We start from the raw sequence: 25,252 nt of genomic DNA on the forward strand, positions 1-25,252 counted from the left end.
GGGGTGGGGGGGGGGGGAAAAGGGAGGGGTCGGGGGTTGACTCGGGGTGGTGGGGGGTGGGTTTTTTTCCTTGTTGAGAACCGGAAACAGTCCCACCCCCCCGCTCACAGCGTTCAGGGGGTGGGCCAGTCGACCTGCGGGGTCTGGTGGAAGGCCCAGCCACCGGCGCGCCAGGCGGGCGCCTGGGCGGCGGTGCGGGCGCGGAAGGCCTCCCAGTCCTTGCGCTCGGGCGCGGTCCAGGCCACCTCGGCGACGGCGCCGAGGCGCGGCAGCAGCATGGAGAACAGCTCGTCGCGGGTGGTGATCGTCTCGGTCCAGACGGCGGCCTCGACGCCCTCCACGGAGTCGGCGGGCAGGCCGTCGATGACGGCGGTGGGCTCCCACTCGTAGGAGTCGCGCAGCTCGACGTAGCCCGCCCAGTGCAGGCCGAGCTCGTGCTCGGGCGTGTACTTCATGTCGAGGTAGGCGTGGTTGCCGGGCGACATGATGAACCGCGCGCCGGCGTGCGCCGCCGCGACGAAGCGCGCGAACTCCTCGCCCTTGGGCTCCCAGTACTGCAGCAGCGTGCCGGGCTCGACGGGGCCCCGGGCGCCCTCCTGCCAGAAGATCGGCGTCTTGCCGTGCTCGCGCACGATCCGCGCGGCGAGCTCGACGAACTTCGCGAACTCCTCGACCTCCATCGTGTGCACCTCGTCGCCGCCGACATGCACCCAGTCGCCCCGCGTCATGGCGGCGACGTCGCCGATCACGTCGCGCAGGAACGGCTCGGTGGCCGGGTTGTCGAACCAGAGACGCGAGAAGCCCACCTCGATGCCCTCGTACGGATCGGTGGGCAGGCCGTCCTTGGTGAGCGCCCCGTAGACCTGCGTGGCCGCGTTGATGTGCCCGGGCATGTCGAACTCGGGGACGATCGTCACGAACCGCGCCGCCGCGTACTCCTGCAGCTCGCGGAAGTCGTCGACCGTGAGGAAGCCGGCCGTGCCGCCGCCGACCTGGCTGTCGGACGCCTTCTCCAGCTCGGGGCGCGACGGCGTCTCGATCCGCCAGCCCTGGTCGTCGGTGAGGTGCAGGTGCAGCACCCGCAGCTTGAACGCACCGACCAGGTCGACGACGGCGCGGATGTCCTCGGGGCCGAACCAGTGCCGCACGACGTCGAACGACAGCCCGCGCCAGCCGTACCGCGGCGCGTCGTGCACGACGACGGCGGGCACCTCGCGCGCGCTGCCTGCCGCGGCAGCGGGGACGAGCTGGCGCAGCGTGCGCACCGCGTGCAGCAGGCCGACCGGCTCCGGAGCGGTGGCCTCCACGCCCGCCGTCGTCACGCGCAGCGTGTACCGCTCGGGGCTGGCGGAGCCCTCGGGTCCGGCGGCGTCGTCGAGGCGCAGCACCACCGGCGTGGCACCCTCCGCCGCGGACCCCGCGTCGACGACGCGCACGCCCACCGCCTCGAGCTGTTCGGCCGCGACGACGGCGAGGGCGTCGTCGGGCGCGACGAGGCGGGCGGCGTCCAGGGCGAGCGGGGCGACGTCCTGCCCGTCGACGACGGTGGGCCACGGGATCAGGGACAGCACGATGATCGGTCTCCAGGGGCGCGGGTCGACGGCACCCGGTCGGCGCCGACGGAGGATCGAAACGTTACGTTAGTGATCCTGCCGAATCGATCGAACCCCTGTCAACGACGCCGTCCGGCGGCGCCCGAGAGCACAGCGACGGTCAGGAGGTGGCGATCAGCACCGGCGCCGGGTCGGTCGGGACGACCGCTCCCGCCGCCGGACCCGACCACCCCAGGTGCACGCCGTCGGGCAGGTCGGCGCTCACCTGGTTCCACACCCACTCGCCGGTCGTGGCGCCGCCGGTCAGGTCGGCGAGGACCAGCGTCTCCACCTGGGGCACCGAGCGCAGCAGGGACCGGTCGGGCACCGACTCGGGTCGCGTCTGGTGCACGACCAGCAGCGCCGGCGGAAGCCCCTCCCGCGACACCAGGTCGGCCAGGAACGTGGTCACGTCGTCGAGCTCGTCCGCCGACATCTGGTGGGACGTCGTCGCGGCACCGTCCCCGACCCGGGACTCGGGGTGCAGGGCGACCCCCACCCCGGGCGTCCGCAGCAGCGGCTCGGCCGCGCGCACCTGCTCGACCACCGGCGCCGGGCCGGCCCCGACGTCGAGCAGCACGTACACCCCGGCGTCCCGCGCCGCGTCGACCAGCGGGCGCAGCGCGTCCACGTCCTCCTGCGTCACCCAGTCGCCGTCCTCGCCCGGGGCGCTCGCGGTGGCGCTGACCGGCAGCACCAGCGTCGGCACCACGGGGGCGTCGGCACCGTCGTGCGGCGCGTCGTCGCCCGGCACGGAGGCGGCGGCCGCGGCCCGCGCCCGCGCGACGGCGGATGCGGGCTCGTCCCAGACCGACCCGTCGACCGCGACGTAGCGCGCCGGCAGCAGGTGCTGCGACCCGGTGGGCAGCAGCGCCGCCCGCTCCGCGGCTGCGACGCGCCAGGCGAAGGTCCCGGCATCGCCGAACGACCGCCCCACCCCCACGACGGTGAGCGCCTGCGCGCGGTCCACCGTCTCGACGACGCGCGCGGACGCGAGGTCGCCGCCGGGCACCTCGGTCGTCACGGCCCCCGCCGCGCGCAACGACGCGATCGCGGCCTCCTGACCCTCCTGCGGGTCGACCAGCGCGAGCACCTCGCGCAGCAGGCGGGGCGCCCCCTCCGTCCCCCCCGACGCGGAGGGGGACGCCCCCGGGCCCTCGCCCAGCAGGGAGTCGAGGCTGTCGACGAGATCCTCCAGGTCGTCGTCCTCGAGCGTCGGGCCCGCACCGTCGCCCGCGTCGCCCTCCCCGCCGACGACGTCGGGGCTGACGGTGATCGCCTGGACGCCGGCGGCGTCCGCGACCTGGCGCGCCGCCGCGCCCGGGTCCGCCCCGGCGCCCTCGTCGGCAGCGCCCGAGGCGTCGGTGCCGTCCGCGGCACCCGTGGCGGCACCCTCCGCCCGCGCGTCGCCCGTGACGACGACCGCCGCGCGCGCGCCGAGCCGCTCGAGCTCCTCGGCGACCCCCGTCCCGGCGTCGTCCGCCAGGAGCGCGGGGGCGTGCACGGCCTCCGCCGTGGCAGCGAGGGCCTCCCGCGCTCCCGCGTCGTCCGCGTCCGCGAGGACCACGACCTCCGAGCGCGCGAAGACCGTCTGGCTCGTCGTGAGGGCGAGCTCGGCCGGGTCGGCCGCGTCGAGGAGCACCGTGTGCGTGGACAGGTCGCGCACCGCGACCGCCGGGGCGCCCGTCGACGGGCTCGCCGACTCGCTGGGCGACGAGGCCGCGCAGCCGGTGAGGGCGAGTGCACCGGTCAGGAAGACGGGCAGGACGAATCGGACGTTCCGGAGGGGCACGCCCCTCATCTTTGCGCATCCACCGACCGCTGGTCGACGGCTTCCACGACCTCGTCACATGCGCGCGGCGCGAAGCGGCCCGGCCTCGGGCGCCACTGCGGGTCAGGCGTCGGCGAGCAGCGCCATGATCTCCGCGTACTGCCGCCGCTGCGCGGCGGAGAGGGGTGCGAGGAGCGCCTCCTGCACCCCGTCGAGAACCTCGTCGAGCCTCCGGAGCTCGGCGAGGCCGGACGGCGTGACCGACACGATCTTGCGGCGCCGGTTCGCGGGGTCCTCCTCCCGCTCCACGAGGCCGCGCTCCTCGAGCTCCTGGAGGGCGCCGGTGACGTCGCTCCGGTCGATACCCGTGTCCCGACCGAGGTCGGCCTGGCTCTCGGGGCCCCACTGCTCGAGCGCGGCCAGGAGCCGGTAGTGGTAGCCGCGCAGGCCGTCGCCCTGCTCGGCGAACGCGCCGGCGAGCAGCGCCGACGACCGCACCGCGGCGCGCCCCAGCAGCCACGTCGGCCGGTCCTTCTGCCGGTCGGGCGTGCGGCGGGGAGGTTGGGGCTCGCGCATGCCCCGAGCCTAGCGGGGTGTTGGCGCGACCCACATTCGATGTATGTTGGTCGTGCCAATCTTGGTTTCACCAACAAAGGGACGGACGATGACCGACAGGACGACGCGGGTCCTCGTGGTGGGCCGCAGCGCGCGGGCCCTCACCGAGACGGTCTCGATGCTGCGGGCCCGCGGCATCGCGGCGAACGCGACCAACCAGTTCGACCGGGTGCTCGAGGACTACGACGCCCGCGACCTCGACCTCGTGCTCTTCGGCGGCCAGGTGCCGCCGCCGCTGCGCGAGCACCTGGAGGCGGAGATGCTCCGTCGCCACCCCGACGTCCAGCTCCGCAGCGGGCTGGGCGGCATGGCGCCGCTCCGCTGCTCACCGCCCAGGTGGAGGAGCTCGTCGGCGGCCCGGCGCCCGGCGTCGAGCACGACGCCGAGACCCGCGAGCTGCGCGTGACGCTCACCGCACCCGCGCACGTCACGGCGACAGCGCTCTGGGCCGTGCCCGTGCCACCCGACCCGGTCCCCCACACCGTCGCGCTCCTCGACACGACCCTGCCGGCCGGACGGCACGCGATCCCGGTGCCGCGCGACGTGCCCGCGCAGGGCGCCTTCGCCGCCGTCCGCGTCGACGACCGCACGTCCGTCGTGCGGCTCGGCGCCGCACCGCGACCGGCCGCTCGCGGCACCGCCGGCGGGGCGCTGCCCGCGCCCGAGCCGGTCAGCACGCGGCTCCCCTGGGAGGCGCCCGGGTCCCGGGCGTCGTGAGCAGGGGATGTCGCACGCACCCGGCACCATCGGGGGATGCCGAGCGACCTCCTCCTGCGCATCCACGGCCCCGAGTTCCGGGCGATGTCCGAGCGGGTGCTCCGCGCCACCGAGCTCACCTCCCGCCTCAACGTGCTGCCGTTCGACGACGAGGCGGGCAAGGCGGAGCTCTTCGAGCAGATCCTCGGGCGCGCCCTCCCGCCGAGGACGACGATCTACCCGCCCTTCTACACGGACCACGGCCTCAACCTCGACCTCGCCGACCGGGTGTTCGTCAACCAGAACTGCACCTTCCTCGACTACGCCGGGATCCGGCTGGCCGAGCGCGTCATGGTGGCGCCGCGGGTCACGTTCATCACCGTGGGCCACCCGGTCGACACCGACGACCGGAGGGTGTGGCTCACCGGCGGCCCGATCGACGTCGAGGAGAACGTGTGGATCGGCGCGGGCACCACCGTCCTGCCGGGCGTCACCATCGGGCGGGACTCGGTGATCGCCGCCGGGTCCGTCGTCGCCGACGACGTGCCCCCGCGCAGCCTCGTCACCGGCGGCAAGGCGACGGTGCGCCGCAGCTGGTGAGGCCTGGTCAGGGTGAAAAGCGGCCCGACGGTTGAGGCCCTCCGCCGCCCGTTCCTACGCTGCAGAGGTGTCCGCGGCAGGTCGGGACGTCGCCAGCACCTCGCGACGCCGCCTGCGTCGCGAGGCGTGGGGCTTCGCCGTCGGGTCGCTGTGCTTCCTCGTCGGGGCGCTCCCGCCCTACGCCGACGCCGTGGGCGCGGTCGGGGCGGGCGTCACGTTCGTCGTCGGGTCCGTGTTCTTCACCGCGGCGGCGTTCGTCCAGCTGAGCCTCAGCGGCCGCCGCCCGCCGCGCGCGGGCACGCACCCCGCCGACCTGTGGGACTGGTGGGCCGCCGCGATCCAGCTCGCCGGCACCGTGTGCTTCAACGTGAGCACGGTCGCCGCCCTGGTGGCCGCGGTCGACGACCCGGGGCGGCTCGGGGCGGGCTGGAAGCCCGACGCGTACGGCTCCGTCGCGTTCCTCGTCTCGTCCGCGTTCGCGATCGTCGCGACCCGCGACCGCGGGCACCTGTGGGACCTCGACGCGCGCACCTGGCACGGCACCTGGCTCAACGCCGTCGGCTCCGTGGCGTTCGCCGCCTCCGCCGTCGGGGCGTACGTGGAACCGTCCACGGGCACCTACCTCAGCGCGTGGTGGGACCAGGCCGGGACGCTCGTCGGGGCGCTCTGCTTCCTCGTCGCGGCACTCCTGTCGCGCCGCACGGCCTGACCCGGGACACGTCCGCAGGCGCCCGGGAACGACGAAGGCCGCCGCACCAGGTGCGGCGGCCTTCGGCCTTCGGTGGAGCTAGGGGGATTCGAACCCCCGACCTTCTCATTGCGAACGAGACGCGCTACCAACTGCGCCATAGCCCCGAGAGCGGTGCCAACATTAGCACCCCGTGACGGCAGGTCGCCAAATCGGCTCAGCCCGCCGCACGACGGCGGGCGAGGATCTCGTCGAGGGGCAGTCCGAGGGTCTCGGTGCGCGGCCGCGGCTCGTCGACGGCCGTCAGGTCCGCCGTCGCGTCGGCGGTCGACGACGTGGCGTCCAGGGTGTCGGCCCGCTCCGCGACCGGCGCCCCCGCGGGCGTCGCGGTCGGCCCGAGCGTCGCACGGACGGTCGCGGCCAGCGCCGCGCCGCGTGCGGCCTCGCCTGCCGGGATCGCACGGCCCGCGGGCACGGTCGGGAGCGGCCGCGGCTCGCGTCGAGGCGCCGCCGGCTTCGTGACGTAGGTCGGCAGGGGGACGGGTACGGGCTCCCACGGCTCGCTGCCCACGGGCGGCGGCCCGGCGGGTACGGCGTCGCCACCCTCCCCCGGGTCCACGACGACGACCGGCTCCGGCGCCGGCGGCCGCTCGTCGGCGCGGACGTCGAAGACCAGGCGCTCCGACGACGCGGTGGCGCGACGGCGCGTGGCCGGCTCGGGTTCCGCGCTCTCCTCGCCGCGCGCGCCGTCGGCGGGGACGGTCACGCGGGCGCTCGGGGAGGCGGGCTCGGTGCGCCGCGTCGTGCGCGGGACGGCGCGGGCCGAGGCCTGGTCGGCAGGTGCCGACACGCGCGGGATGAGCTGGGTGTGCGTCGCCGACGGGCGCACCGCGTGGCCGGTCACCCGGGGGCGGTTGCGCGGCGCGTGCGGTCCGCCGTTGGCGAGGGCCCTCGCCTCGGTCGCCTGCCGCTGCGCCGCCTTGCGATCCGCGACCCAGCGCGCGTCGGCGCGCCGGGCCTGCAGTACCGCGACGCGGCCCAGCACCAGCACGACGAGCAGGAGCGCGGTGGGCGCGGCCGCGGCGTACCAGCCGACCAGGCCGAGCCCGACGACGACCCAGCCGCCGATCGTGAGGAGCAGCAGGAGGACGGTCAGCAGGAGCCGGCGGCGTGCCCTCGCGGCGCGCTGCTCGAACAGGGCGAGGCGGGACTCGCGGGGCCGTTCGCCCTGCCCCGTGGCGCGCGGGGCCGTCAGGGCGCGCGACGCGCCCCCGTCGTCGTCCAGACCCATCGGTCGCTCCCCTCGTCCGCCCTCCGACGACGTGCCGGGCACCAGCAGCGGCGTCGCGCCGCCGGTCGGGGTCGTCACCCCGCGCGTGCCGCCCGCACCCGCCACCGCCAGCACCCGGAGCCCGCCGGAGAACCTGTCGTCCACCCGCGCGTCCTGCAGCTGCTGGCGGTGCCGCAGCCGGTGCGGCACCCAGAAGCCCAGCCACAGGACGAACAGCGCGAGCACCGCGAGTCCTGCCGCCGACGTTTCCACGTCACGACGGTAGGGGACGGGACGACGCCGCCGACGCACGCCGTCGCGGCGTGTCCGTGGTCGGGTCGCGGGTCCGGGGACCGCGGGACGGCGTCAGCCGCCGTCGCGCACCCGCTGCCAGCGGGCCAGGAGGCCCTCCGGCACGTCCTCGGTGGTGAGGGCGAACGTGCGGTGGTCGCTCCACCGGCCCTGGATGTGCAGGTAGCGCTCGCGCACGCCCTCGTCGCGGAACCCGAGCTTCTCCACCACCCGCAGGCTCGGGGCGTTCTCGGGGCGGATGTTGATCTCGATGCGGTGCAGCCCGAGCACGGCGAGGCAGTAGTCGCCCGCCATGGCGACCGACGTCGGGATGACGCCACGACCCGCGACCTCGCGCGACACCCAGTACCCGATGCTCGCGGAGCACAGGGAGCCGTAGACGATCTGGGACACGGTGAGCTGCCCCACCAGGGCGCCGTCGAGCTCGACGGCGAACGGCAGCGTCGTGCCCGCGCGCGCCTGGGTGGTCAGCGCACGCAGGTAGTCGCCGAACGTCGACACGGCGGGCCGCTCCCCCGGCGACGTCGCCTCCCACGGCTCGAGCCAGCTCGCGTTCGCCGACCGCAGGCGCAACCACTCGGGGCCGTCCTTGCGGCGCAGCGGGCGCAGCACGACGGTGCCCGAGGGTCCGTCCTCGCGCAGCGTCACCGGCCACGGCCGGGACACGACCCATCCGCGGGCGAGCTTGTGCGTCATGCCACCTCGTTCCGTCCCGACGCTCCCACCCCTGCCCGCGGGCCGGAGCCGTTCTCGGCGTCTCCGGCGCGCGCCGGGAACTCCCCGGACGGGACCCTGCCACAATGGCCCCATGCACGGCGACCGCAACGGATCGAGAGCACACCAGCCGTACCCCGTCGTCGCCGGGATGGAGGCCGCGGACGCCAAGGAAGAGCTCCGCCGGGCCATCCGCGCGCACCGCGCCGAGCGCTCCCCGCGCCTGCGGGCCGAGGCCGCGCACGCCTTCGCCGAGGTCCTCGCCACGGTGCCCGCCGTCCGCGACGCCGCGGTCGTCGCCACGTACGTCTCGCGCCCCACCGAGCCGGGCACGCACGTCTTCCTGGAGCACCTCGCCGCGCGCGGCGCCCGGGTGCTCCTGCCCGTGCTGGGCGCGGGCCTGGCCCGCGACTGGGCCGAGTACGCCGGGCCCGACGACCTGCTCGAGCGCGCCCCGGGCCGGCCGCCCGAGCCGAGCGGCCCCGCACTCGGGGCCGAGGCCATCACCCAGGCCGACGTCGTCGTGGCGCCCGCCCTCGCCGTCGACGACCGGGGCGTCCGCCTCGGCCAGGGCGGCGGCTGGTACGACCGGCTGCTGAAGATCCGCCGCCCGGGCGTGCCCGTCGTCGCCCTCGTGTTCCCCGAGGAGCTCTACGACTCCGCCACCCACCCGCTGCCCGCCGAGGAGCACGACGTGCCCGTGCACGCCGTCGTCACGCCGGACGGCTGGCGGGAGCTCCCCGCCGCCGGGGCCTGACGGTTCAGGCGTCCGCGCCCGCGCGCTGCCGCGCGCGGTAGGCAGCCGCCTTCATCCGGCTGCCGCAGGTGGCCATCGAGCACCACTCGCGGCGCCGACCGCGGGAATGGTCGAGGTAGACCTGCGTGCACTCCGGCCGCCCGCACTCGCGCAGCAGCGCGGCGGCGTCCCCGCCGACGATCTCGACGGCCTCGCGCGCGAGCTGGGAGAGCACCTGCCCGGGGCCACCGACCCGTGACCACCCCGCATCGGTCAGCACCGGGACCAGCGGGGCGTCCGCGGCGTAACGGTTGACCGTCTCGACCGCCCCGGCGGGCAGCGGCCGGTCGTGCAGCCGCGCCCAGATCAGCGCGTAGACCGCCTCCCGCAGCTCGACGGCGCGCTCGACGTCGGACGCGCCCGAGGACGGGGCGGCGGACAGCAGTCCCGACTCCACGCACCACGCGTCGAGGTCTGCGGCGGACGCCAGCTTCTCGGTGGGCTCGTCGTTGCGGCGCGCGCGGAGCGTGCCGACGAAGTCGAGCGCGAGGGTGCCGCAGGGAAAGGCATGGATCACGTCACCACTCTGGCAGGTGACATTCGGCCGCGCAAGACGGGGCCGCGTGACCATCACCACTTTGACAGGTGACGACGATCGGGGCAGATTCGTCACCAGTCAGACCGGTGACGCCGGTCTCCGAGAACACGGAGGAACACCATGGAGCTCGCCCTCGAGATCGTCGTCCTTCCCGTCTCCGACGTGGACCGCGCGAAGGACTTCTACACGGCGCTCGGCTTCCGCCTCGACGCCGACTTCCGCAGCGAGCGGGGCCTGCGCGTCGTCCAGGTCACACCCCCCGGATCCGGGGCGTCCGTCATCTTCGGCGAGCACCTCACCGACGCCGCCCCCGGCTCGCTCCAAGGGCTGCACCTCGTCACGACCGACATCGCCGCGGCCCGCGAAGAGCTCCGGGACCGCGGGGCGGACGTGAGCGAGCTCTGGCACGACGCCGACGGCGTCTTCCACTGGGCCGGGGACGCCCACCGCGTGCCCGGCCCCCACCCGGCCGCCGACAGCTACGCCACCTACGCGTCGTTCGCCGACCCGGACGGCAACGGCTGGGTGGTCCAGCAGGTCGTCACGCGCGCGCCGGGCCGCTGACAACCCACCTCGACGAGAGCTCGGAGACCACACCATGACCACCGCACCCCGCCTCGACCGCGCCGACCAGGAGGCGCTCGACCGCTTCCGGGAGGCCGACCGCCGGGCCGGCCGGAGCCTGTCGCCCGCCGTCGTCGAGGCGTTCGAGCGGCTGACGCCCCGCCAGCTCGACGCCCTCCTCGCCGTCACCGTCGACGACGGCGCGGGTGACGCCCCGTCGTCGGCCCGGGCCGACGACCCGGCCGAGCCGCACGGCGTCGTGCGCCGCTGGTGGCGCGGCCCGGGCCGCACGGTCGTGGCGCTCGGGGTCGCGTTCGTCGCGGCGACCGCCACCGCCGTCACCGGCATCGCGCTGCTCGAGGACTCCACGACCCCGCCCGCCGCCGGATCGGACCAGGTCGTCGACGCGGACGACCTGGCGCAGCGGCTCGCCTGGGCCGACGCCTACGGCGAGGCCTTCGCGGACGACTTCTGAGCCGAGACGCGGACGAGCCCCGGACGTCGGGACGTCCGGGGCTCGTCGGGTGCTCGTCGGCCGCCCAGCCGGTCAGGGCACGAGCGTGGCGCGCGTCTCCGCCGACTCCTCGACCGCCTCGCGGGTGAACGGCCACGCGAAGGTCTTCCCCGCGGCCCACTCGTCGAGCTGGTCGTCGTAGTGCGACGACGCCGGGTGGCCGGACACCCCGGTGACGGTCACCCACGTCGACGCGTCCAGGTCGGCCATGTCGACCACCATCCGCATGGACGGGCCGGTCGTCACGGCGAAGCTGCCGGTGCCGGCGTCCCACCCGGTCGCGTTGACGATGGACGAGCCGCCGGGCATCCTCACCGGGTCCGGGTTGACGAGGTCGCGCACCAGGCCGGGCACCGCCTCGCCGCCGATCACCGGGTGCTCGAGCTGCAGCGTGTGCAGCGTGCCCCAGTCCCAGTCGGTCGGCTCCTTGGACAGCTCGACCGTGAGGTCGCGACGCGCGCTGGACAGGGCCCGCGTGAGGATCTCGTCGCGCGACTCGACGACGTTCGCCGTCGTGCGGTCGTCCCAGAACGCGTCCTCGGACCGGTCCAGCATCGACTTCACCACCAGGAGCCACTGCGACCCGCCGTCGGGGCGCATGCTCGGGGGCAGGTCGTCCCAGAACGCCTCCTGCAGGAGGTTGCGCCACACGGCGGCGAAGTAGGCGGCCGCCGGGGAGTCGGCGTCCATCCGGTAGTCCCAGTCCGCGAGCAGGTCCTGCCCGGCGGCGACGTAGGAGTCGTCGAGGTCGATGTCGAGCAGGGTGGGCACGAGGGCCTCCGCGAACGCCGACCAGTCGTCGTTCTGGATGCGGTTCATGTCCTCTGCCGTGAACGGCCGGCCGGACGCGATCTGCTGGGCGAGCAGGGTGCGGATGCGCTCCGAGCGGTACCCGTAGTCCCAGTCGTCCGCGAGATAAGGACGCGCCCCGTCGCGCAGCACGGCCTGGTTGGCCGCGACGACGAAGCCCTCCTCCGGGTCGAGCGCGCGCGGCATGTCGTCGGCGTCCACCCACCCCTGCCAGTCGTAGCGCGGGTCCCAGCCGGGGCGGGGCCAGGTGCCGTCGGACGGCACGGGCCCCTTCACCTCGGAGCGGACCGGGATGCGGCCCGGCGCCTGGTACCCGATGTGCCCGTCCGTGGTGGCGAACACGATGCTCTGGGCCGGCACCTCGAACAGCGCGGCCGCCGCGCGCACGTCGTCGGCGTCCTTCGCCGTGTCGAACGCGAAGACGGCGTCGGCCGTGCGGCCGGGCTGCAGCGCCGTCCACTGCAGGGCGACGGCGTACTCGCCGAACTCCGTGCCCTCCGAGGTGGGCGAGCCCACGACGTCCCCGACCTCGAGCACGTCCGAGACGATCGGGCCGTGCTCGGTGCTGCGGACCGTGATGTCGACCGGGGTGCCACCCGCGACCCGGATGGTCTCCTTGCGGGTGTCGAGCTGCTCCCACTGCTCCGCGCCGGCGTCCTTCAGCCACGTGTCGCCGCGCACGCGCTCGATGAAGAAGTCGGTGACGTCGGCGCCCATGTTGGTCAGGCCCCACGCGAGGTCGCCGTTGTGCCCGATGACGACGCCGGGGAAGCCGGCGAACGAGAAGCCGGCGACGTCGAACGGGCACTCGGCGGAGACCTCGTTGCAGTGCAGGCCCACCTGCGACCAGATCCCGGGGGCGGACAGCGCGAGGTGCGGGTCGTTCGCGAGCATCGGCTCGCCCGACTCCGTGTGCTCCCCGGACACGACCCACGAGTTGGAGCCCGCCGCGTCACCGCGGCCCACCAGCACCGGCACCGCGTCCAGCGCGCTGCGCGTGGACTCGACGGCGGCGCCCAGCGCGGCGGTCGCCTCGCCGGCCCCGCCCGTCGCGCGACCCGTGAGGGCCGACGTCAGCTCGGCGTCGGTCCCCGTGTCGGCACCGGCGTCGTCGCCGTCCGTCGCGTCGCCCGACGCCTGCGCGGGCCGCTCGTTGTCGAGGTCGCGGTTGCGCAGCACCGGCCGGTTGCCGCTCTCGCCGTACGCCGGGAACAGCTCGTCGACCAGGTCCGTCTCGCCGAGGGTGCTGTACGCCAGGGCCCGGTCGAGCTCGCTGTCGTAGTTGCCGCGCAGGTCCCACGCCATCGCCTTGAGCCAGGCGAGCGAGTCGACCGGGTCCCACGGCTCGGGCTCGGCGACGTCCACGCGCGCCCCGAGCACCGTGTACTCGACGCCGAGCTCCTCCGGGTCGCGGCTCTCGAGGTACGCGTTGACGCCCTGCGCATACGCCTGCAGGTAGTCGCGCGACTCGTCCGAGATGAGGTTCCACTCCTGCTCGGCCACGCGACGCCACCCGAAGGTGCGCGTCACCTTGTCGGCCTCGATCGCCTCCGGGACGTCGCCGACGAGCTCGGCGAGGCGGCCCGACGTCACGTGACGGCGGTAGTCCATCTCGAAGAAGCGGTCCTGCGCCTGCAGGTAGCCCTGGGCGCGGAACAGGTCCTCGGGGGCGTCCGCGTAGACCTGGGGCACGTCCTGCGCGTCGCGTCGCACCTCGACGGCGGAGCTGAGACCCGGCACCTGCTGCGAGCCCTCGTGGTCCGGCAGCGGACGGCGCAGCGTGACGACGGTGAAGACCGTGCCGGCCACGAGGGCCAGCACCACGACGACGGCGACACCGACGACGGCGCTGCGGAGCCGCGAGCGCCGGCGGGGTGCCTCCTCGGTCTCCGTCACGTCCTGGGAGAGGTCGGGCTCGGACGGGTTTCCGGGTTCTGCAGGGGTGACGGTCGCTGACACGCAGGCGAGACTACCGTCCGGCGTATGATTGGCACTCGCATCACCTGAGTGCCAGCATCGCGCCCCTCCCGGCGGGTGCCGGCGTCCGCCACGAGGAGATCACGTGCCCACCTACGCATACCGGTGTGCCGACTGCGGCCACGCCTTCGACGTCCACCAGTCGTTCACGGACGACTCGCTGACCGTCTGCCCCGAGTGCGGCGGGACGCTGCGCAAGCAGTACGGCTCCGTGGGCGTGACGTTCAAGGGATCGGGCTTCTACCGCACCGACTCGCGGTCCGGGTCCGGCAAGGGCTCCGGCTCGTCCTCGAGCTCCTCGTCGTCGAGCGGCTCCTCCAGCAGCTCCGGCAGCTCCGGCAAGGACTCGTCCTCGAGCGGCTCGTCCTCGACCGGCTCGTCGAGCACCTCGTCGTCCGGGTCGTCGAGCACGTCCAAGGCCGCCTCCTCCTGATCGTCCGGCGGCGCCCGGTCGACGACGCCGCCGCGGCGGTACCGACCCCGGACGCTGCCCCCAGGCCGGCGCCGTCCACAGGTTGTCGCACCACACCGACGTCCGGGGACCGGGCGACCTAGCGTCGCCCGCATGCCGCTGCTCGACACGCTCCCCCGACCCGACACCCACCGCGCCCAGGAACCACGGGCCGGGTCCGCGCGTCCGCCCGGCCCCGGCGGACCGGCCGGACGGCGCCGGGTCGCGCGCCGGCTGCGTTCCCTCCTCTGGCGGGTGCGCTTCGTGCTCGCCGCCGTCTGCTGCGGCCTCGCGGCCGCAGCCGTCGTGCAGGCGGTGCGACCGGCCCCGGCGCCCACGGTCGACGTCGTCGTCCCCGCCCGGGCGCTCCTGGCGGGCGAGCCCGTGGCCGCCGCGGACCTCACCACCGTCCCGGTGGACGTGGGCCTCGCCCCCGACGGCGTCGCCACGGACCCGGTCGAGCTCGTCGGGCGCACACCGGTGACCACGCTGCCCGCCGGGCTCCCCCTCCACCCGGGGCTGCTGCCCGGCGACGGCGTGGTCGCGCAGGCCCCACGGGGGACCGTCGTGGTGCCCGTGCGCCTGGAGGACACCGCGGCGGGCTGGCTGCGGCCGGGCGACCGCGTCGACCTGGTCCTCACCGGCGAGGCCGCGCGGGCCGCCGGCACCGACCGTGCGGACGAGGGTGACGCCGAGCGGGACGACGCCTACCTCGCGCGGCGGGCGCTCGTCCTGCCGCGGCCGGACGCCGTCGAGCCGGTCGACGGCGGCCTGCTGGCGGGCGCGACCCCGCCGTCCCAGGAGGCCGACGTCACCCTCGTGGCGGTGAGCAAGGACGATGCGCCGGGGCTGTCCGCCGCGTCCGGGTGGGGCACCGTCGGCGCGGTGCTCGTGCGATGACCGACCGCGGTCGCCGTTGCAGCCCGCCGCGTCCCCCGCGAGAATCGGCGACCGTCAGCCCACGCCCGGCTCGCCCGGGCCTGCCGCACCACAGGGGGAATCACGTGAAGAGCATGTTCACAGGCTTCAAGGAATTCATCATGCGAGGGAGCGTGGTCGATCTCGCCGTCGGCATCATCATCGGCAGCGCGTTCACCGCCGTCGTGACGGCGATGGTCGACAACATCCTCAACCCGATCATCGGCGCGATCTTCGGCAAGCCCGACCTGACCAACCTCTGGGACATCACGCTGCGCGGCGCGCACGACGGCGTCGGCCCCTCGGTGCTGTCGATCGGCGGCTTCCTCGACGCCGTCCTCAGCTTCCTCATCATCGCGGCCGCGCTGTACTTCGCCATCGTGATGCCGCTGAACAGGCTCGCCGAGCGCCGCGCCCGTGGCCAGGAGGAGGAGCCGGCGCCGCTGGCGCAGGACACGGTCCTGCTGCAGGAGATCCGCGACCTGCTCGCCGCGCAGTCCGGCCGCTCGCAGTACTGACCGCGGTACCGACGCCGCCGGCCGAGCCCGTCGAGACCTGGTCTCCGGGGCCGGCCGGCGGCGTCGTCAGCGTCGGCCCCAGTGCGGCGGCACGTCGCGCAGCAGGCGGTCGTCGTTGTCGTCGTGGCCGCCGCGGTCGTCGGCGGTCTCGCCCGGCACCGTCTCCCGCTCCGTGCCCTGCCGAACCGCACGGCGCCGCGCCCGCTTGCGCGGGGTCGGGTCACCCGTCGGAGTGCCGGACGCCGGGCCGGCCGGTGCGGTGGAGTCGCTCACCCGACCATTGTCGGGCATCGTCCGCGGGGCCTGTCAGGCCTCGGGCCGTGCCTCGCCCTCGTCCCCGGCGGGGGTCCGGGAGTCGGCCTCGTCCGCGGGCGCGACGCCGGCGGCCTCCTCGACGGCGGGGTCGGCAGCGGCGTCCTCGGCACGGTCGGCGCTCGCGTCGTCGCCGTCCGTGGCGGCAGCCTCCGGCGCGCCCCCGTTCGCGGTCACGTCGTCGGTGTCCACCGCGCCGTCGTCCTGAACCGCCGCGCCGTCCGCCGGGGCGGCATCGCGGTCCAGGACGGTCGCGGCGTCCATCGCGGCGGTCTCGAGATCGTCGTCCCGCACCGCCGCCGCAGCCACGTCCTCGGCGGCGACCTCGACGACGTCGGGCGCGACGCCGAGGTCGACGGGCGGCTCGTCCTCGTCCGGGAGCACCGGCACGACGACCTCGCGCGGGGGCACGACGCCGCCGGCGGTGCCGATCCGCTCGTCGCGCACGCGCTGCACGAGCCGGCGCACCCGGTCGGCCTCGCCGTCGGGGTCGAGGAACGCGGCGGCGGACCAGACCTGTGTCACGACCCACCCCAGGCGCTCCAGCCGCTCGGCGAGCTGCCGGTCGCGCACTCGCACGGACGGCTCCGCGACGTAGGCGGCGTCGTCGGTCAGCACGGCGACGAGCAGCTCGCCCGGCAGGTCGGGGTGGCCCACGACCAGCGGGATGCGGTCGCCGTCCGTGGCGCCGTAGTCGGTCTCGACGAGGTAGCCGAGCTTCCACAGCCGCTCGCCGAGGTCGACGAGCAGGCGGTCCGGCGCGCGACCCACGTCGACGCCGTTGCCGAGCCGCACCTGGTCGGCGACGCCGGACCGGCGCTCGGCCAGCTCCAGCGTCTCGACGAGCAGCCGGGGGCCGGCGCTGCGCAGGCGCTCGGGGTCGAGCGCGTCGGCGGTGAAGCAGGACACGACGTGCAGCCGCTTGCGGGTGGCGCCCAGCGCGCCGACCAGCATGGCCTCTCCCCCGGCCTCGCCGAGCACGCCGAAGCGGTGCAGCACCCGTCCGTGCGGCGTCCGACCGAAGCCGACGGACAGGAGCACCGTGTCCCGCGACAGCCCGGCCACACCGGTGATGTCCGCGACGACGACCGGCTCGGGTCGCGAGCCCGAGAAGAACGGCGCCAGCGCGGGGTTGGCCCGGACCTCCGCGAGCAGCGCCTCGCGCACCCGGTCCGCGTGCGCGGCCGTCACCGTGACGATCGCGAACGTCTCCTCCGGGCGGGTCAGGGCGTGCTCGATCGACACCTCGACCACGCGGTCCACCTCGGCCTGCGTGCTCTCCACGCTGCCCGAGACCGGGTCCGGCATGCCGGTGCCCTCCACGACGTCGAGGTGCACCAGCGGCTCGGCGCGCGGCAGGGGCGCCGGGCGCAGCAGCCCCTCGTACCCGTGCGCGGCGAGCAGGCGGGTCAGCTCCGGGTCGCGGCTGTGCTCGTGCGGCTGCAGCGTCACCGTGGGCAGCAGCGCGGACAGCTCGTGCACGCTGGTGCCGGACGCCGACCGCGGGTCGCCCACCACGACGACCTGCCGTCCGCGCGCGAGGGCGGGCACCACGACCTCCGTGGGCACGTGCTGCACCGCGTCGAGGATCACGACGTCGGCCGTGCGGTGCTCGGGGAGCAGGTGCGGCACCAGGGTGGGCGTCGCGACCAGCGCGGGGCGGAGGCGCCGCAGGACGTCGCCGTGGCGCTCCGCGAGGTCGCGCAGCGTCGTCAGCCGGCCCTCGATGAGCTCCGTGAAGAGGGCCTCCGCGGAGTCCCGGTCCTCGCGCATCGCGGTCCCGAGGTGCGCCCGTGCCGCCACGCGCACCGGCTGGGACAGCGCGGCGAGGTGCTCGCGGTCGAGGTCGCGGAAGCGTCGGGCGAGCGCGTCGAGCCCGACGCCGTCCTGCCCGGCGAGCACCGGGTCGCCGGCGAGCAGCTGCTCGAAGACGGACGACCACCAGGCGAGCTCCAGCTCCGCGGCGACGAGGTCGCCCGGCACGCGCCGGTCGGTGAGGTCGTCCACGAGGTCGCCCACGCCGGCGGTCCGCGCGGCGCGCAGCAGGCTGGTGCGCTCGGGCAGCACGGCCAGCGAGTCGGCGTGACCCGCCAGCCGCTGCAGCCGCTCCGCGAGGCCGTCCAGGTCGAGGTCCAGGAGGTGGCCGCCCAGGGTGGTCGGCGCCAGCACGGGCTCGAGCGCCTCGAGGTCGATGCGCACGGCCTCGTACGTGTCCTCGATGGACGCGAGCCCCTCGGGGAGGGTCGGCCAGCCGCCGCGCTGCGCGTGCTCGGCCCAGACGTCGCGCTGCTCCTGCACCTGCACCAGCGCCTCGTGCAGGTTCGGGACCCGCACGCCGGGGCGCACCATGTCCTTGGCGCGCTTGTGCAGCCGGCGGCGCGCGAACCAGCCCATCTCGATGCCGTGCTCGGCCCGCCAGCGCCGCGACGCGGTCGCCTGCACGAGGTCGGCCGCCGTCCGCTCGAAGACCATCGGGTGGAACAGGTCGAGCGTGCTGCGCATCCCGCCGAGCATCGCGAGCTGCTCGCCCCAGCCGCGCACCGTCGTCGGTGTCGTCAGGCCCGTGACCTCGCCCGTGTACGCGAGCTGGCGGCGCAGCTGCGGCAGGGTGACGTCGCGCAGCCGCTCCACGCGCACCAGCGCCTGGCGGGCGTCGTCGTCGGTCAGCAGGTGCGCCCCGTACCAGGGCGTCGACGCCGGTCGCAGGGTGAACGCGCCCAGGGCGGCGGCCCGCTCCAGCCCGGTGGCGACCTCGCGGCGGCGCTCCGGCGTCAGCGCGAGCACCGACTCCGAGGCGAGCCGCACGGTGGTCGACGGCGCGGGCCGCTCGGCGGTCAGGCGCGCGAGCGCCTGCAGCGCGTCGTACGCGGACACCTGCCACGGCGAGCGCGGCTGGTGCAGCGCCTCGATGTAGCCGGTGAGCTGGGAGCGCGTGCCGATCAGGGCGTCGCGCACGCGCGCGGTGCCGTCGACGTCGACCTGCTCCGGCTCGCTCGCCATCGCGGACAGCAGCCGGCGCGTCACGTCCTCGCGCCACGTCGGGTGCGGCGGCACGTCGAGCAGCAGGCTCTGCAGGCCGAGGGACTCCAGCCGCAGCGCGAGCCGGTCGGCGGCGCGCCGGTGGCCGGTCACGTAGAGCACGGAGCGGCCCGCGGCGGTCGCCTCGCCGACGACGGCGGCGAGGGTGCCCGCGACGTCCGAGCCGACGGGGGCGTCGACGAACAGGTGCCCGCCCGTGGCCAGCGCGTCCAGGACGGACCGCTGCTGCGGGTCGAGGTCGCCCACGCCCCGCTCGCGCGTCGGGTCCGCGTCGCCCCGGCGCAGGGCCGGCAGCTCCAGCGCGGCCAGCCGCTGCGCCGCGTCGTCCACCCCGGCGAGCGCCGCCACCACCTCGTGCCGGTGCAGCGACGGCGCGAGCTGGTCGAGGTCGTCGACCAGCGCCTGCCCGGGGTGCACGAACGTGCCGACGAGCACGCGGCGGTCGAGCTGGAAGTCGTCCAGGACGGCCTCGCCCAGCGCCGCCACCCGCGCCAGCACGTCCGTCGGGTCGAAGCCGGCGAGCGTGAACGTCGCCTTGGCGAGCGCCGCCGGGTCGAGCAGCGCCCCGTGCGCGCGCAGCGTGCGCGCCACCACGGGGTTGATCTCGACCGTCGGCTCCAGCGTGAGGTCGTAGTCGGCGCCGCCGTCCCCGCGCGGGGTGAGCGTCACCGGCCGCAGCACGACCGGCGCGTGCACCACGCGGCCGGCGGGCGTCGCGGCGTCGGGGTCCGACGGCGTCGCGCGCGGCGCGGCAGCCGGCTCGCGGGCCGCCATCGACACGACGGGGATCGACGTCGTCAGCGCGGGTCCCTCGGCGTCCTGGTCCTCCGGCGCCGCGGGGCCCTCGGCGGGGCCGGTCGCCGGGGCGCCGTCCTGGTCGCTCGCGGGTGCTGCGCCCGGCTCCGCCCCGTCTCCGTCGCCGGGGTCGGCGTCGTCGGCCGGGTCGCCGTCCGCAGGGGCGGCCGCCGTCGTGCCCGACGACGCGACCCGCGCGAGCGCCGCGACGTCGTGCCGCTGCGGCCCGCCACCTCCGAACGGGACCTCGGGCCCGTCGTCGTGCTCGGTCCAGGTGGCGACGCCGATCGCGAGGTAGGTGGGCGCGACGCCGTACCGGGACGCGTGCTCGGCCGCGCGGGCCGCCACGGCCCGCGCCCGACGCCGCGCGGCGGGCAGCGCCTCGCCCTCGCGCACCAGGTTCGACAGGCGGGTCGGGCGCCCCGCGAACAGCCCGGCGACCCCGTTCGGGTGCGCCTTCGAGAGGTCGACGATCGCCTCGCCGAGGAGGCCGACGTCGGACAGGGACGAGCCGCCCACCATCTCCACCAGGGAGGCGCGCCAGCGGCGCGTCGCGGCCTCGACGGAGGCCGCCGCCGCGGACGACGCGCTCTCGCGGCGGCCGTCGGCGCCGGACGCCCCCGGCGGTCGCGGGGACCGACGGTCGCCGGCCTCGCGCGCGGAGGTGTCGTCGGGATGGTCGGGTCCCGCCGCCGGGCCGCCGTCCGCGCCCGTCCGCAGGGACGGGTCCGGCGCGCCGGGTGCCCCGGCTGAGGGGTCGACCGCGGTCGTGGCGGTGGATCGTCGGGCGGCTCTCACGCCAGCACGGTAGAACGGCCTGCCGCCGCGCCGGTGTCGGCGCGCCGAGGAACCGCCGGAGCACGCGCTTCAGGGGGACCCCGCGCGGGGCGCGAGGGACGGGAGCGTGTTGACGCCCCCTCGGCGGGGGGTCCGAAGGGGCGTCGGGCCGGGCTCGGCCCGGCAAGGGACAGCGCGCACCGCGCAGGGGGCGGGCGATGCGCGCTGTCACCGAGAGTGTGCCGCCCAGCAGGGGCGACGTCAATAAGGGACGAGGGCGAACCCTGCAACCCGTCTGAGGAAAATCAGAGGAGAGGCGCCTGCCCCGGGCACCTAGGCTGGGCGCCCGTGAGAAGAATGGTCGAGGCGGTAGCTCCCGCGCGCATGGGCACCGGGTTCCGGTGGCTGATGTCGGCGTCGTGGGTGAGCAACATCGGCGACGGCGTCGCCCTTGCCGCGGGACCGCTCCTCGTCGCCTCCCAGACGAGCTCCGCCATGCTCGTCGCGCTCGCCGCGATGCTGCAGCGCCTGCCCTGGCTCGTGTTCGGCCTGTGGGCCGGCGTGCTCGCCGACCGCCTCGACCGGCGCCGCCTCGTCATCGTCGCCAACCTGCTGCGCGCCGTCGTCGTCGCCGCGCTCTGCGTGGTGATCGTGACCGGGCACGTCAACATCGGCGTCGTCCTGGCGGCCATGCTGCTCATGGGCGTGGCCGAGGTCTTCGCCGACACCACGTCCCAGACCCTCCTGCCCATGCTGGTGCGGCCCGCCGACCTCGGCACCGGCAACGCGCGCCTGCAGGCCGGGTTCCTCACCGCGAACCAGCTCGTCGGGCCGCCGCTCGGCGCCGCGCTCTTCGCGGCCGGCGCCGCGTGGCCGTTCGCCACGCAGGTGCTGACCGTGCTGCTCGCCGTGCTGCTCGTGAGCAAGGTCGTCCTCACGCCCGTACCCCCGGCCGTCGGCGCCGACCTGGCCACGCCCCGCAAGGTGCGGCACGACATCGCCGAGGGGCTGCGCTGGATCTGGACCAACCCGCCCGTGCGCACGCTCGCGCTGGTGATCCTCGTCTTCAACGCCACGTGGGCGGCGCCGTGGGGCATCCTCGTGAAGTACTCGCTGGACTACCTGCACATGGGCCCCGTCGGGTACGGACTGCTCACCACGGCCGCCGCCGTCGGCGGGCTGATCGGCACGTTCTCGTACGGCTCGCTCGAGCGGCGGTGGTCGCTGTCCGCCCTGATGAAGGTGTGCCTGACGCTCGAGGTGCTGTTCCACCTCGCCCTCGCCCTCGCGACGACCGGCTGGGCCGCGATGACGATCCTGTTCGTCTTCGGCGCCTACTCCTTCGTGTGGGGCACCGTGTCCAACACGGTGCGCCAGCGCGCCACGCCCACCCGCTTCCAGGGCCGCGTCGGCTCGGTCTACATGATGTGCGTGTTCGGCGGCATCGTCGTGGGCAACGCGATCGGCGGCGTGCTCGCCGAGCACTGGGGCCTCACCGCGCCCATGTGGTTCGGCTTCGTCGGCGCCGGCGTCACCCTCGTGCTCGTGTGGCGGCAGCTCGCGCACATCGCGCACGCCCAGGCGGACTGACCGCGAGGTAGTACCGCGCCCCGCGAGGTAGTACGTGCCCCCGCGAGGTAGCAGGTGCTACTCCCCCGTCGAGCCGTCCGCCAGCTCCCGCACGACGTCGAGGTGCCCGGCGTGCCGGGCGTACTCCTGCAGCACGTGGAAACAGATCCACAGGAGCGTCGGCACCTCGTCGTCCACGGTGAATCGCCCGCCGACGGCCGCCCGCTCTGCGAGGTCGTGGCTCTCCAGGACGTCGCTTGTCTGCGCGCCGCCCGCGTGCAGAGCGGCGACCAGCTCGTCGCGGCTCACGTCGTCGGGCACGTGCCAGGGGCTCTCCGGGGCGTCGTCGACGTTGTCGCCCCACGGGTGCGCGACCTGCTCGCCCAGGAACCCCCAGACGAACCAGCGCCGCTCCATGTGCACCAGGTGCGTCAGCAGCTCCAGCGGGGTCCAGCCCGACGGCAGCCGGCTCTCGCGCAGCTGGGCCTCGGTCAAGCCGTCGAGCTTATGGACCACCACCGCGCGGTAGTGGTCGAGGTAGGCGGCGAACTGCTCCGCCGGGTCGGCGGAGTCCAGGCGCGGTTCGACGTCAGGGGAGGTCACGACGTCAGCGTACGACCGCCCCAAGAGCTCCAGCACCACTTCTGACGAAGGGTTCGACCTGGCCATATGAACATATCTTTACCAAAGTGCGCCTGAGAGGATTCGAACCTCCGACCTACCCTTTAGGAGAGGGTTGCTCTATCCACTGAGCTACAAGCGCATGCCGCTTCGACGAAGAAGGCGACCCACAGCCTAGCGCCCGCGCCCCGAACCACCGGCATCGGTACGCGCCGACGACGCGACGGCCGCGTCAGCCGCTCGCGTCGGCCCTGACGGAACCCTCGGGGCGACACGATCCGCCCGACGTCAGACCCAGCGCGCCGGGTCCGCGACCACCGACCGCAGCACCTCGCGCGCTCCGCCGGTGAGGGCGGCGTGCGGGCCGGCGGCGGCGGGGCGCACGTCGACGGGTGCGAAGGGCGCAGCGAGAGCACGTTCCTCGACCACCCCTCCGACGACGTGCCCCACCCAGCCGAACAGCTCGGCGTAAGCGCCGCCGAGAACGATGGTGGAGACGTCGACGAGGTTGACGAACGTGGCCAGCGCGGCGCCCAGGGCACGCCCGGCGCGGCGCACGGTGTCGAGGGCGGCGTCGTCGCCGGCGCGCAGCAGGTCGACGATCGCGTGGACCGGCGCCGACGACGGCAGTCCGGAGCCCCGCAGCAGCACCTCCTTGCCGGCGTACTGCTCGAGGCAGCCGGTGGCGCCGCACGAGCAGCGCGGGCCGGCGGGGTCGACGACGACGTGCCCGATCTCGCCGCTCCAGCCCCGCTCCCCCAGGAACAGGTGCCGGTCGACGACGATCCCCGCGCCGACGCCGACGTCGCCGGAGACATAGAGGAAGGACGGCGGCACGTCCCCCGCCAGCTCGGCCAGGGCGGCGAGCTTGGCCTCGTTCGCCACCTCGACGTCGAGCGGGTCGCCGTCACCGGTCCGCAGGTCGAGCTCCGGCACGGGCTCCACGGACGACCAGCCCAGGTTGGGCGCCACCTCCAGCCGCCCCCCGCGCACGTCGACGAGCCCGGGCAGCGCGAGCCGCGCCCCGGCGACGCGCATGCCGGCGGCCTCGACCTCCGCGACCACCTCGGCGGCAAGGGTCCGCAGCCGGGCGAGCACCTCGCGCGGGTCGGAGTCGTGCAGCGAGCCGGTGACGACGCGCTCGGCGACGACGTCCCCGACGAGGTCGAGGGCGCGCGCGCCGAGGTAGTCGACGTTCACCTCGAGCCCGAGCCCGACGACGGACCGTCCGGCGGGCACGAGCGGGACGGCGGGGCGCCCGGCCTTCTGCGCCGCGACCGGCGGCAGCTCGGCGACGAGCCCGCCGGCGACGAGCCGGTCGACGAGGGTCGAGACGGTGGCGCGGGTGAGACCAGTGGCGGCGGCGACGTCGGCGCGCGACGGTGGTGCGGAGGCCTCGAACACGGCCGCGGCGACGAGTCGCAGGTTCCGCTCGCGGAGGGTGTGCTGGCGCGACGCGGCCGCGCCGTCGGGCACGCGAGGAGCAGCTGCGGGCGTCGTCGTCGAGGTGGCTGGCACGTGTTGACTCTAGCCCAGCGACGCGCAATAGTTCAGCCGTACAACAAAACTCGACGAGGAGAGATCCGTGAGCGACATCAAGTACTCGTTCGGCCTGTGGACCGTCGGCTGGCCGGCCGCCGACCCGTTCGGCACCGCGACCCGCCCCGACCTGGACCCGGCGGACTCCATCCGCAAGCTGGCCGACCTCGGCGCGTGGGGCTTCACCTTCCACGACAACGACGTCTTCCCGTTCGGCGCCGAGGGCGCGGAGCGCCAGAAGCACATCGACGCGGTGAAGAAGGCCTCCGAGGAGACCGGTCTCGTCTGCGAGATGGTCACCACCAACACCTTCACGCACCCGATCTTCAAGGACGGCGCGTTCACCTCGAACAACCGCGAGGTGCGCCGCTACGGCCTGCGCAAGGTGCTCCGCAACGCCGACCTGGCCGCCGAGATGGGCGCCTCGACGTTCGTCATGTGGGGCGGCCGCGAGGGCACGGAGTACGACAACTCCAAGGACCTGCACGCCGCGCACGCCCGCTACGCCGAGGGCATCGACACCGTCGCCGCGTACATCAAGGAGAAGGGCTACGACCTGCGCATCGCGCTGGAGCCCAAGCCCAACGAGCCGCGCGGCGACATCTTCCTGCCGAGCATCGGCCACGCCATCGCCCTCATCGACACGCTCGACAACGGCGACATCGTGGGCCTCAACCCGGAGACGGGCCACGAGCAGATGGCCGGCCTCAACTACACGCACGGCCTCGCGCTGGCGCTGTACGCGGGCAAGCTGTTCCACATCGACCTCAACGGCCAGCACGGGCCGAAGTACGACCAGGACCTCGTCTTCGGTCACGGCGACCTGCTGAGCGCGTTCTTCACGGTGGACATGCTCGAGAACGGCTTCCCCAACGGCGGCCCGCGCTACGAGGGCCCGCGCCACTTCGACTACAAGCCCAGCCGCACCGAGTTCCTCGACGGCGTCTGGGAGTCGGCGAAGGCGAACATGGAGACCTACGACATGCTCGCCGCCAAGTCGAAGGCGTACCGCGAGGACGCCGAGGTGCAGAAGGCGTTCGAGCACGCCGGCATCTTCGAGCTGGGCGAGCCGACGCTGGCCGAGGGCGAGTCGTTCGACGCCTTCCTCGCCGACCGCTCCGCCTACGAGGACCTCGACGTCGACGCGGTCGCCGAGCGCGACTACGGTCTGGTGCGGCTGCACCAGCTCGCGCTGCGCCACCTCATCGGCTGACCAACCCACCCCGCCCGAGTGTTGTGGGCGCTCGTCTGGCGCA

23 protein-coding genes, 2 tRNA genes and 1 pseudogene are annotated in these 25,252 nt (G+C 75.2%); 12 read left to right on the top strand and 14 right to left on the bottom strand.

Translation table 11 applies throughout. The features are described from left to right. Nucleotides 1-113: 113 nt before the first annotated feature. The 3 genes from ACFCZN_RS09095 to ACFCZN_RS09105 form a co-directional block, all read right to left on the bottom strand. Nucleotides 114-1,571, bottom strand: coding sequence for a family 20 glycosylhydrolase (locus ACFCZN_RS09095; RefSeq protein WP_429764417.1), 1,458 nt, complete (start codon nucleotides 1,569-1,571; stop codon nucleotides 114-116). Between the two features lie 142 nt (nucleotides 1,572-1,713). Next, a complete protein-coding gene (locus tag ACFCZN_RS09100) occupies nucleotides 1,714-3,384 on the bottom strand; it encodes a hypothetical protein (RefSeq protein ID WP_430556559.1) in 1,671 nt (556 codons plus the stop codon). Nucleotides 3,385-3,486: 102 nt separating this feature from the next. Further along, nucleotides 3,487-3,939 carry a MarR family winged helix-turn-helix transcriptional regulator gene (locus ACFCZN_RS09105; protein WP_430556560.1) on the bottom strand — a complete coding sequence of 151 codons (453 nt, stop codon included), beginning with the start codon at nucleotides 3,937-3,939 and terminating at the stop codon, nucleotides 3,487-3,489. Nucleotides 3,940-4,027: 88 nt separating this feature from the next. Between ACFCZN_RS09105 and ACFCZN_RS09110 the strand changes: the two genes are divergently transcribed. The 4 genes from ACFCZN_RS09110 (at nucleotide 4,028) to ACFCZN_RS09125 (ending at nucleotide 5,983) form a co-directional block, all read left to right on the top strand. Continuing rightward, entirely contained in the window at nucleotides 4,028-4,384 is a 357-nt protein-coding gene (locus ACFCZN_RS09110; RefSeq protein ID WP_430556561.1) for a hypothetical protein, read from the top strand. Next, nucleotides 4,315-4,695, top strand: a complete 381-nt coding sequence (locus ACFCZN_RS09115) for a hypothetical protein (RefSeq protein WP_430556562.1) — start codon at nucleotides 4,315-4,317, stop codon at nucleotides 4,693-4,695. The genes ACFCZN_RS09110 and ACFCZN_RS09115 overlap by 70 nt, the downstream gene beginning before the upstream one ends. 36 nt (nucleotides 4,696-4,731) lie before the next feature. Next, nucleotides 4,732-5,274, top strand: a complete 543-nt coding sequence (locus ACFCZN_RS09120; protein ID WP_430556563.1) for a sugar O-acetyltransferase — start codon at nucleotides 4,732-4,734, stop codon at nucleotides 5,272-5,274. A gap of 67 nt (nucleotides 5,275-5,341) precedes the next feature. Further along, a complete protein-coding gene (locus ACFCZN_RS09125) occupies nucleotides 5,342-5,983 on the top strand; it encodes a hypothetical protein (protein ID WP_430556564.1) in 642 nt (213 codons plus the stop codon). Between the two features lie 73 nt (nucleotides 5,984-6,056). On the opposite strand, the gene ACFCZN_RS09130 is transcribed toward ACFCZN_RS09125, so the two are convergent. From ACFCZN_RS09130 to ACFCZN_RS09140, 3 genes are all read right to left on the bottom strand, one after another. Then, nucleotides 6,057-6,129, bottom strand: a tRNA-Ala gene (locus ACFCZN_RS09130). A gap of 50 nt (nucleotides 6,130-6,179) precedes the next feature. Continuing rightward, nucleotides 6,180-7,505, bottom strand: coding sequence for a hypothetical protein (locus ACFCZN_RS09135; protein WP_430556565.1), 1,326 nt, complete (start codon nucleotides 7,503-7,505; stop codon nucleotides 6,180-6,182). Between the two features lie 93 nt (nucleotides 7,506-7,598). Next, complete coding sequence (locus ACFCZN_RS09140; RefSeq protein ID WP_430556566.1) at nucleotides 7,599-8,240, bottom strand: GNAT family N-acetyltransferase; 642 nt, start codon at nucleotides 8,238-8,240, stop codon at nucleotides 7,599-7,601. Nucleotides 8,241-8,352: 112 nt separating this feature from the next. Between ACFCZN_RS09140 and ACFCZN_RS09145 the strand changes: the two genes are divergently transcribed. Continuing rightward, the gene (locus tag ACFCZN_RS09145; RefSeq protein ID WP_429764397.1) at nucleotides 8,353-9,015 is read left to right on the top strand and encodes a 5-formyltetrahydrofolate cyclo-ligase; all 663 of its coding nucleotides are present in this window, start codon (nucleotides 8,353-8,355) and stop codon (nucleotides 9,013-9,015) included. A gap of 4 nt (nucleotides 9,016-9,019) precedes the next feature. Here ACFCZN_RS09145 and ACFCZN_RS09150 read toward each other — a convergent pair whose 3' ends face one another. Beyond that, a complete protein-coding gene (locus tag ACFCZN_RS09150; RefSeq protein WP_430556567.1) occupies nucleotides 9,020-9,571 on the bottom strand; it encodes a CGNR zinc finger domain-containing protein in 552 nt (183 codons plus the stop codon). 141 nt (nucleotides 9,572-9,712) lie between these two features. On the opposite strand from ACFCZN_RS09150, the gene ACFCZN_RS09155 reads away from it, so the two are divergent. Both ACFCZN_RS09155 and ACFCZN_RS09160 read left to right on the top strand, forming a co-directional pair. Continuing rightward, the gene (locus tag ACFCZN_RS09155; RefSeq protein ID WP_429764395.1) at nucleotides 9,713-10,156 is read left to right on the top strand and encodes a VOC family protein; all 444 of its coding nucleotides are present in this window, start codon (nucleotides 9,713-9,715) and stop codon (nucleotides 10,154-10,156) included. Nucleotides 10,157-10,190: 34 nt separating this feature from the next. Further along, on the top strand, nucleotides 10,191-10,631 hold the full coding sequence (locus tag ACFCZN_RS09160; RefSeq protein ID WP_430556568.1) for a hypothetical protein: 441 nt from the start codon (nucleotides 10,191-10,193) through the stop codon (nucleotides 10,629-10,631). A 72-nt stretch (nucleotides 10,632-10,703) separates the two neighbouring features. On the opposite strand, the gene ACFCZN_RS09165 is transcribed toward ACFCZN_RS09160, so the two are convergent. After that, a complete protein-coding gene (locus ACFCZN_RS09165; protein WP_430556616.1) occupies nucleotides 10,704-13,301 on the bottom strand; it encodes a penicillin acylase family protein in 2,598 nt (865 codons plus the stop codon). Nucleotides 13,302-13,542: 241 nt separating this feature from the next. On the opposite strand from ACFCZN_RS09165, the pseudogene ACFCZN_RS09170 reads away from it, so the two are divergent. After that, a pseudogene (locus ACFCZN_RS09170) lies at nucleotides 13,543-13,683 on the top strand (FmdB family zinc ribbon protein); the annotation flags it as partial. A gap of 14 nt (nucleotides 13,684-13,697) precedes the next feature. Here ACFCZN_RS09170 and ACFCZN_RS09175 read toward each other — a convergent pair. Further along, complete coding sequence (locus tag ACFCZN_RS09175) at nucleotides 13,698-13,874, bottom strand: hypothetical protein (RefSeq protein WP_429764653.1); 177 nt, start codon at nucleotides 13,872-13,874, stop codon at nucleotides 13,698-13,700. A gap of 148 nt (nucleotides 13,875-14,022) precedes the next feature. On the opposite strand from ACFCZN_RS09175, the gene ACFCZN_RS09180 reads away from it, so the two are divergent. Further along, nucleotides 14,023-14,808: an SAF domain-containing protein gene (locus ACFCZN_RS09180; RefSeq protein ID WP_430556569.1), complete on the top strand. Its 786-nt coding sequence runs from the start codon at nucleotides 14,023-14,025 to the stop codon at nucleotides 14,806-14,808. 140 nt (nucleotides 14,809-14,948) lie between these two features. Continuing rightward, nucleotides 14,949-15,344, top strand: coding sequence for a large conductance mechanosensitive channel protein MscL (gene mscL / locus ACFCZN_RS09185; RefSeq protein ID WP_430556570.1), 396 nt, complete (start codon nucleotides 14,949-14,951; stop codon nucleotides 15,342-15,344). A gap of 66 nt (nucleotides 15,345-15,410) precedes the next feature. On the opposite strand, the gene ACFCZN_RS09190 is transcribed toward mscL, so the two are convergent. After that, the gene (locus ACFCZN_RS09190; protein WP_429764390.1) at nucleotides 15,411-15,617 is read right to left on the bottom strand and encodes a hypothetical protein; all 207 of its coding nucleotides are present in this window, start codon (nucleotides 15,615-15,617) and stop codon (nucleotides 15,411-15,413) included. Nucleotides 15,618-15,650: 33 nt separating this feature from the next. Further along, complete coding sequence (locus tag ACFCZN_RS09195; protein ID WP_430556571.1) at nucleotides 15,651-20,288, bottom strand: hypothetical protein; 4,638 nt, start codon at nucleotides 20,286-20,288, stop codon at nucleotides 15,651-15,653. 336 nt (nucleotides 20,289-20,624) lie between these two features. On the opposite strand from ACFCZN_RS09195, the gene ACFCZN_RS09200 reads away from it, so the two are divergent. Next, entirely contained in the window at nucleotides 20,625-21,857 is a 1,233-nt protein-coding gene (locus tag ACFCZN_RS09200) for an MFS transporter (RefSeq protein WP_430556617.1), read from the top strand. A gap of 57 nt (nucleotides 21,858-21,914) precedes the next feature. Here the strand turns inward: ACFCZN_RS09200 and ACFCZN_RS09205 are convergent, their stop codons facing one another. From ACFCZN_RS09205 to ACFCZN_RS09215, 3 genes are all read right to left on the bottom strand, one after another. Next, nucleotides 21,915-22,439, bottom strand: coding sequence for a DUF664 domain-containing protein (locus ACFCZN_RS09205; protein WP_430556572.1), 525 nt, complete (start codon nucleotides 22,437-22,439; stop codon nucleotides 21,915-21,917). 87 nt (nucleotides 22,440-22,526) lie between these two features. After that, nucleotides 22,527-22,599: transfer RNA gene (locus tag ACFCZN_RS09210), tRNA-Arg, on the bottom strand. 146 nt (nucleotides 22,600-22,745) lie between these two features. Beyond that, complete coding sequence (locus ACFCZN_RS09215) at nucleotides 22,746-23,975, bottom strand: ROK family protein (protein ID WP_429764387.1); 1,230 nt, start codon at nucleotides 23,973-23,975, stop codon at nucleotides 22,746-22,748. A 67-nt stretch (nucleotides 23,976-24,042) separates the two neighbouring features. Between ACFCZN_RS09215 and xylA the strand changes: the two genes are divergently transcribed. Beyond that, on the top strand, nucleotides 24,043-25,209 hold the full coding sequence (gene xylA, locus ACFCZN_RS09220) for a xylose isomerase (protein WP_429764386.1): 1,167 nt from the start codon (nucleotides 24,043-24,045) through the stop codon (nucleotides 25,207-25,209). The last annotated feature ends 43 nt before the right edge of the window (nucleotides 25,210-25,252 follow it).

Origin of the sequence: Isoptericola sp. NPDC056134 (genome assembly GCF_042264825.1) — a bacterium.
Classification (GTDB): domain Bacteria; phylum Actinomycetota; class Actinomycetes; order Actinomycetales; family Cellulomonadaceae; genus Isoptericola; species Isoptericola nanjingensis.

What these genes read in the sequence shown, in the direction of transcription:
- ACFCZN_RS09105 (WP_430556560.1), bottom strand. Translation starts at nt 3,939, where the DNA reads ATGCGCGAGCCCCAACCTCCCCGCCGCACGCCCGACCGGCAGAAGGAC.
- ACFCZN_RS09110 (WP_430556561.1), top strand. Translation starts at nt 4,028, where the DNA reads ATGACCGACAGGACGACGCGGGTCCTCGTGGTGGGCCGCAGCGCGCGG.
- ACFCZN_RS09120 (WP_430556563.1), top strand. Translation starts at nt 4,732, where the DNA reads ATGCCGAGCGACCTCCTCCTGCGCATCCACGGCCCCGAGTTCCGGGCG.
- ACFCZN_RS09140 (WP_430556566.1), bottom strand. Translation starts at nt 8,240, where the DNA reads ATGACGCACAAGCTCGCCCGCGGATGGGTCGTGTCCCGGCCGTGGCCG.
- ACFCZN_RS09145 (WP_429764397.1), top strand. Translation starts at nt 8,353, where the DNA reads ATGCACGGCGACCGCAACGGATCGAGAGCACACCAGCCGTACCCCGTC.
- ACFCZN_RS09155 (WP_429764395.1), top strand. Translation starts at nt 9,713, where the DNA reads ATGGAGCTCGCCCTCGAGATCGTCGTCCTTCCCGTCTCCGACGTGGAC.
- ACFCZN_RS09160 (WP_430556568.1), top strand. Translation starts at nt 10,191, where the DNA reads ATGACCACCGCACCCCGCCTCGACCGCGCCGACCAGGAGGCGCTCGAC.
- ACFCZN_RS09180 (WP_430556569.1), top strand. Translation starts at nt 14,023, where the DNA reads ATGCCGCTGCTCGACACGCTCCCCCGACCCGACACCCACCGCGCCCAG.
- mscL (WP_430556570.1), top strand. Translation starts at nt 14,949, where the DNA reads ATGCGAGGGAGCGTGGTCGATCTCGCCGTCGGCATCATCATCGGCAGC.
- ACFCZN_RS09200 (WP_430556617.1), top strand. Translation starts at nt 20,625, where the DNA reads ATGGTCGAGGCGGTAGCTCCCGCGCGCATGGGCACCGGGTTCCGGTGG.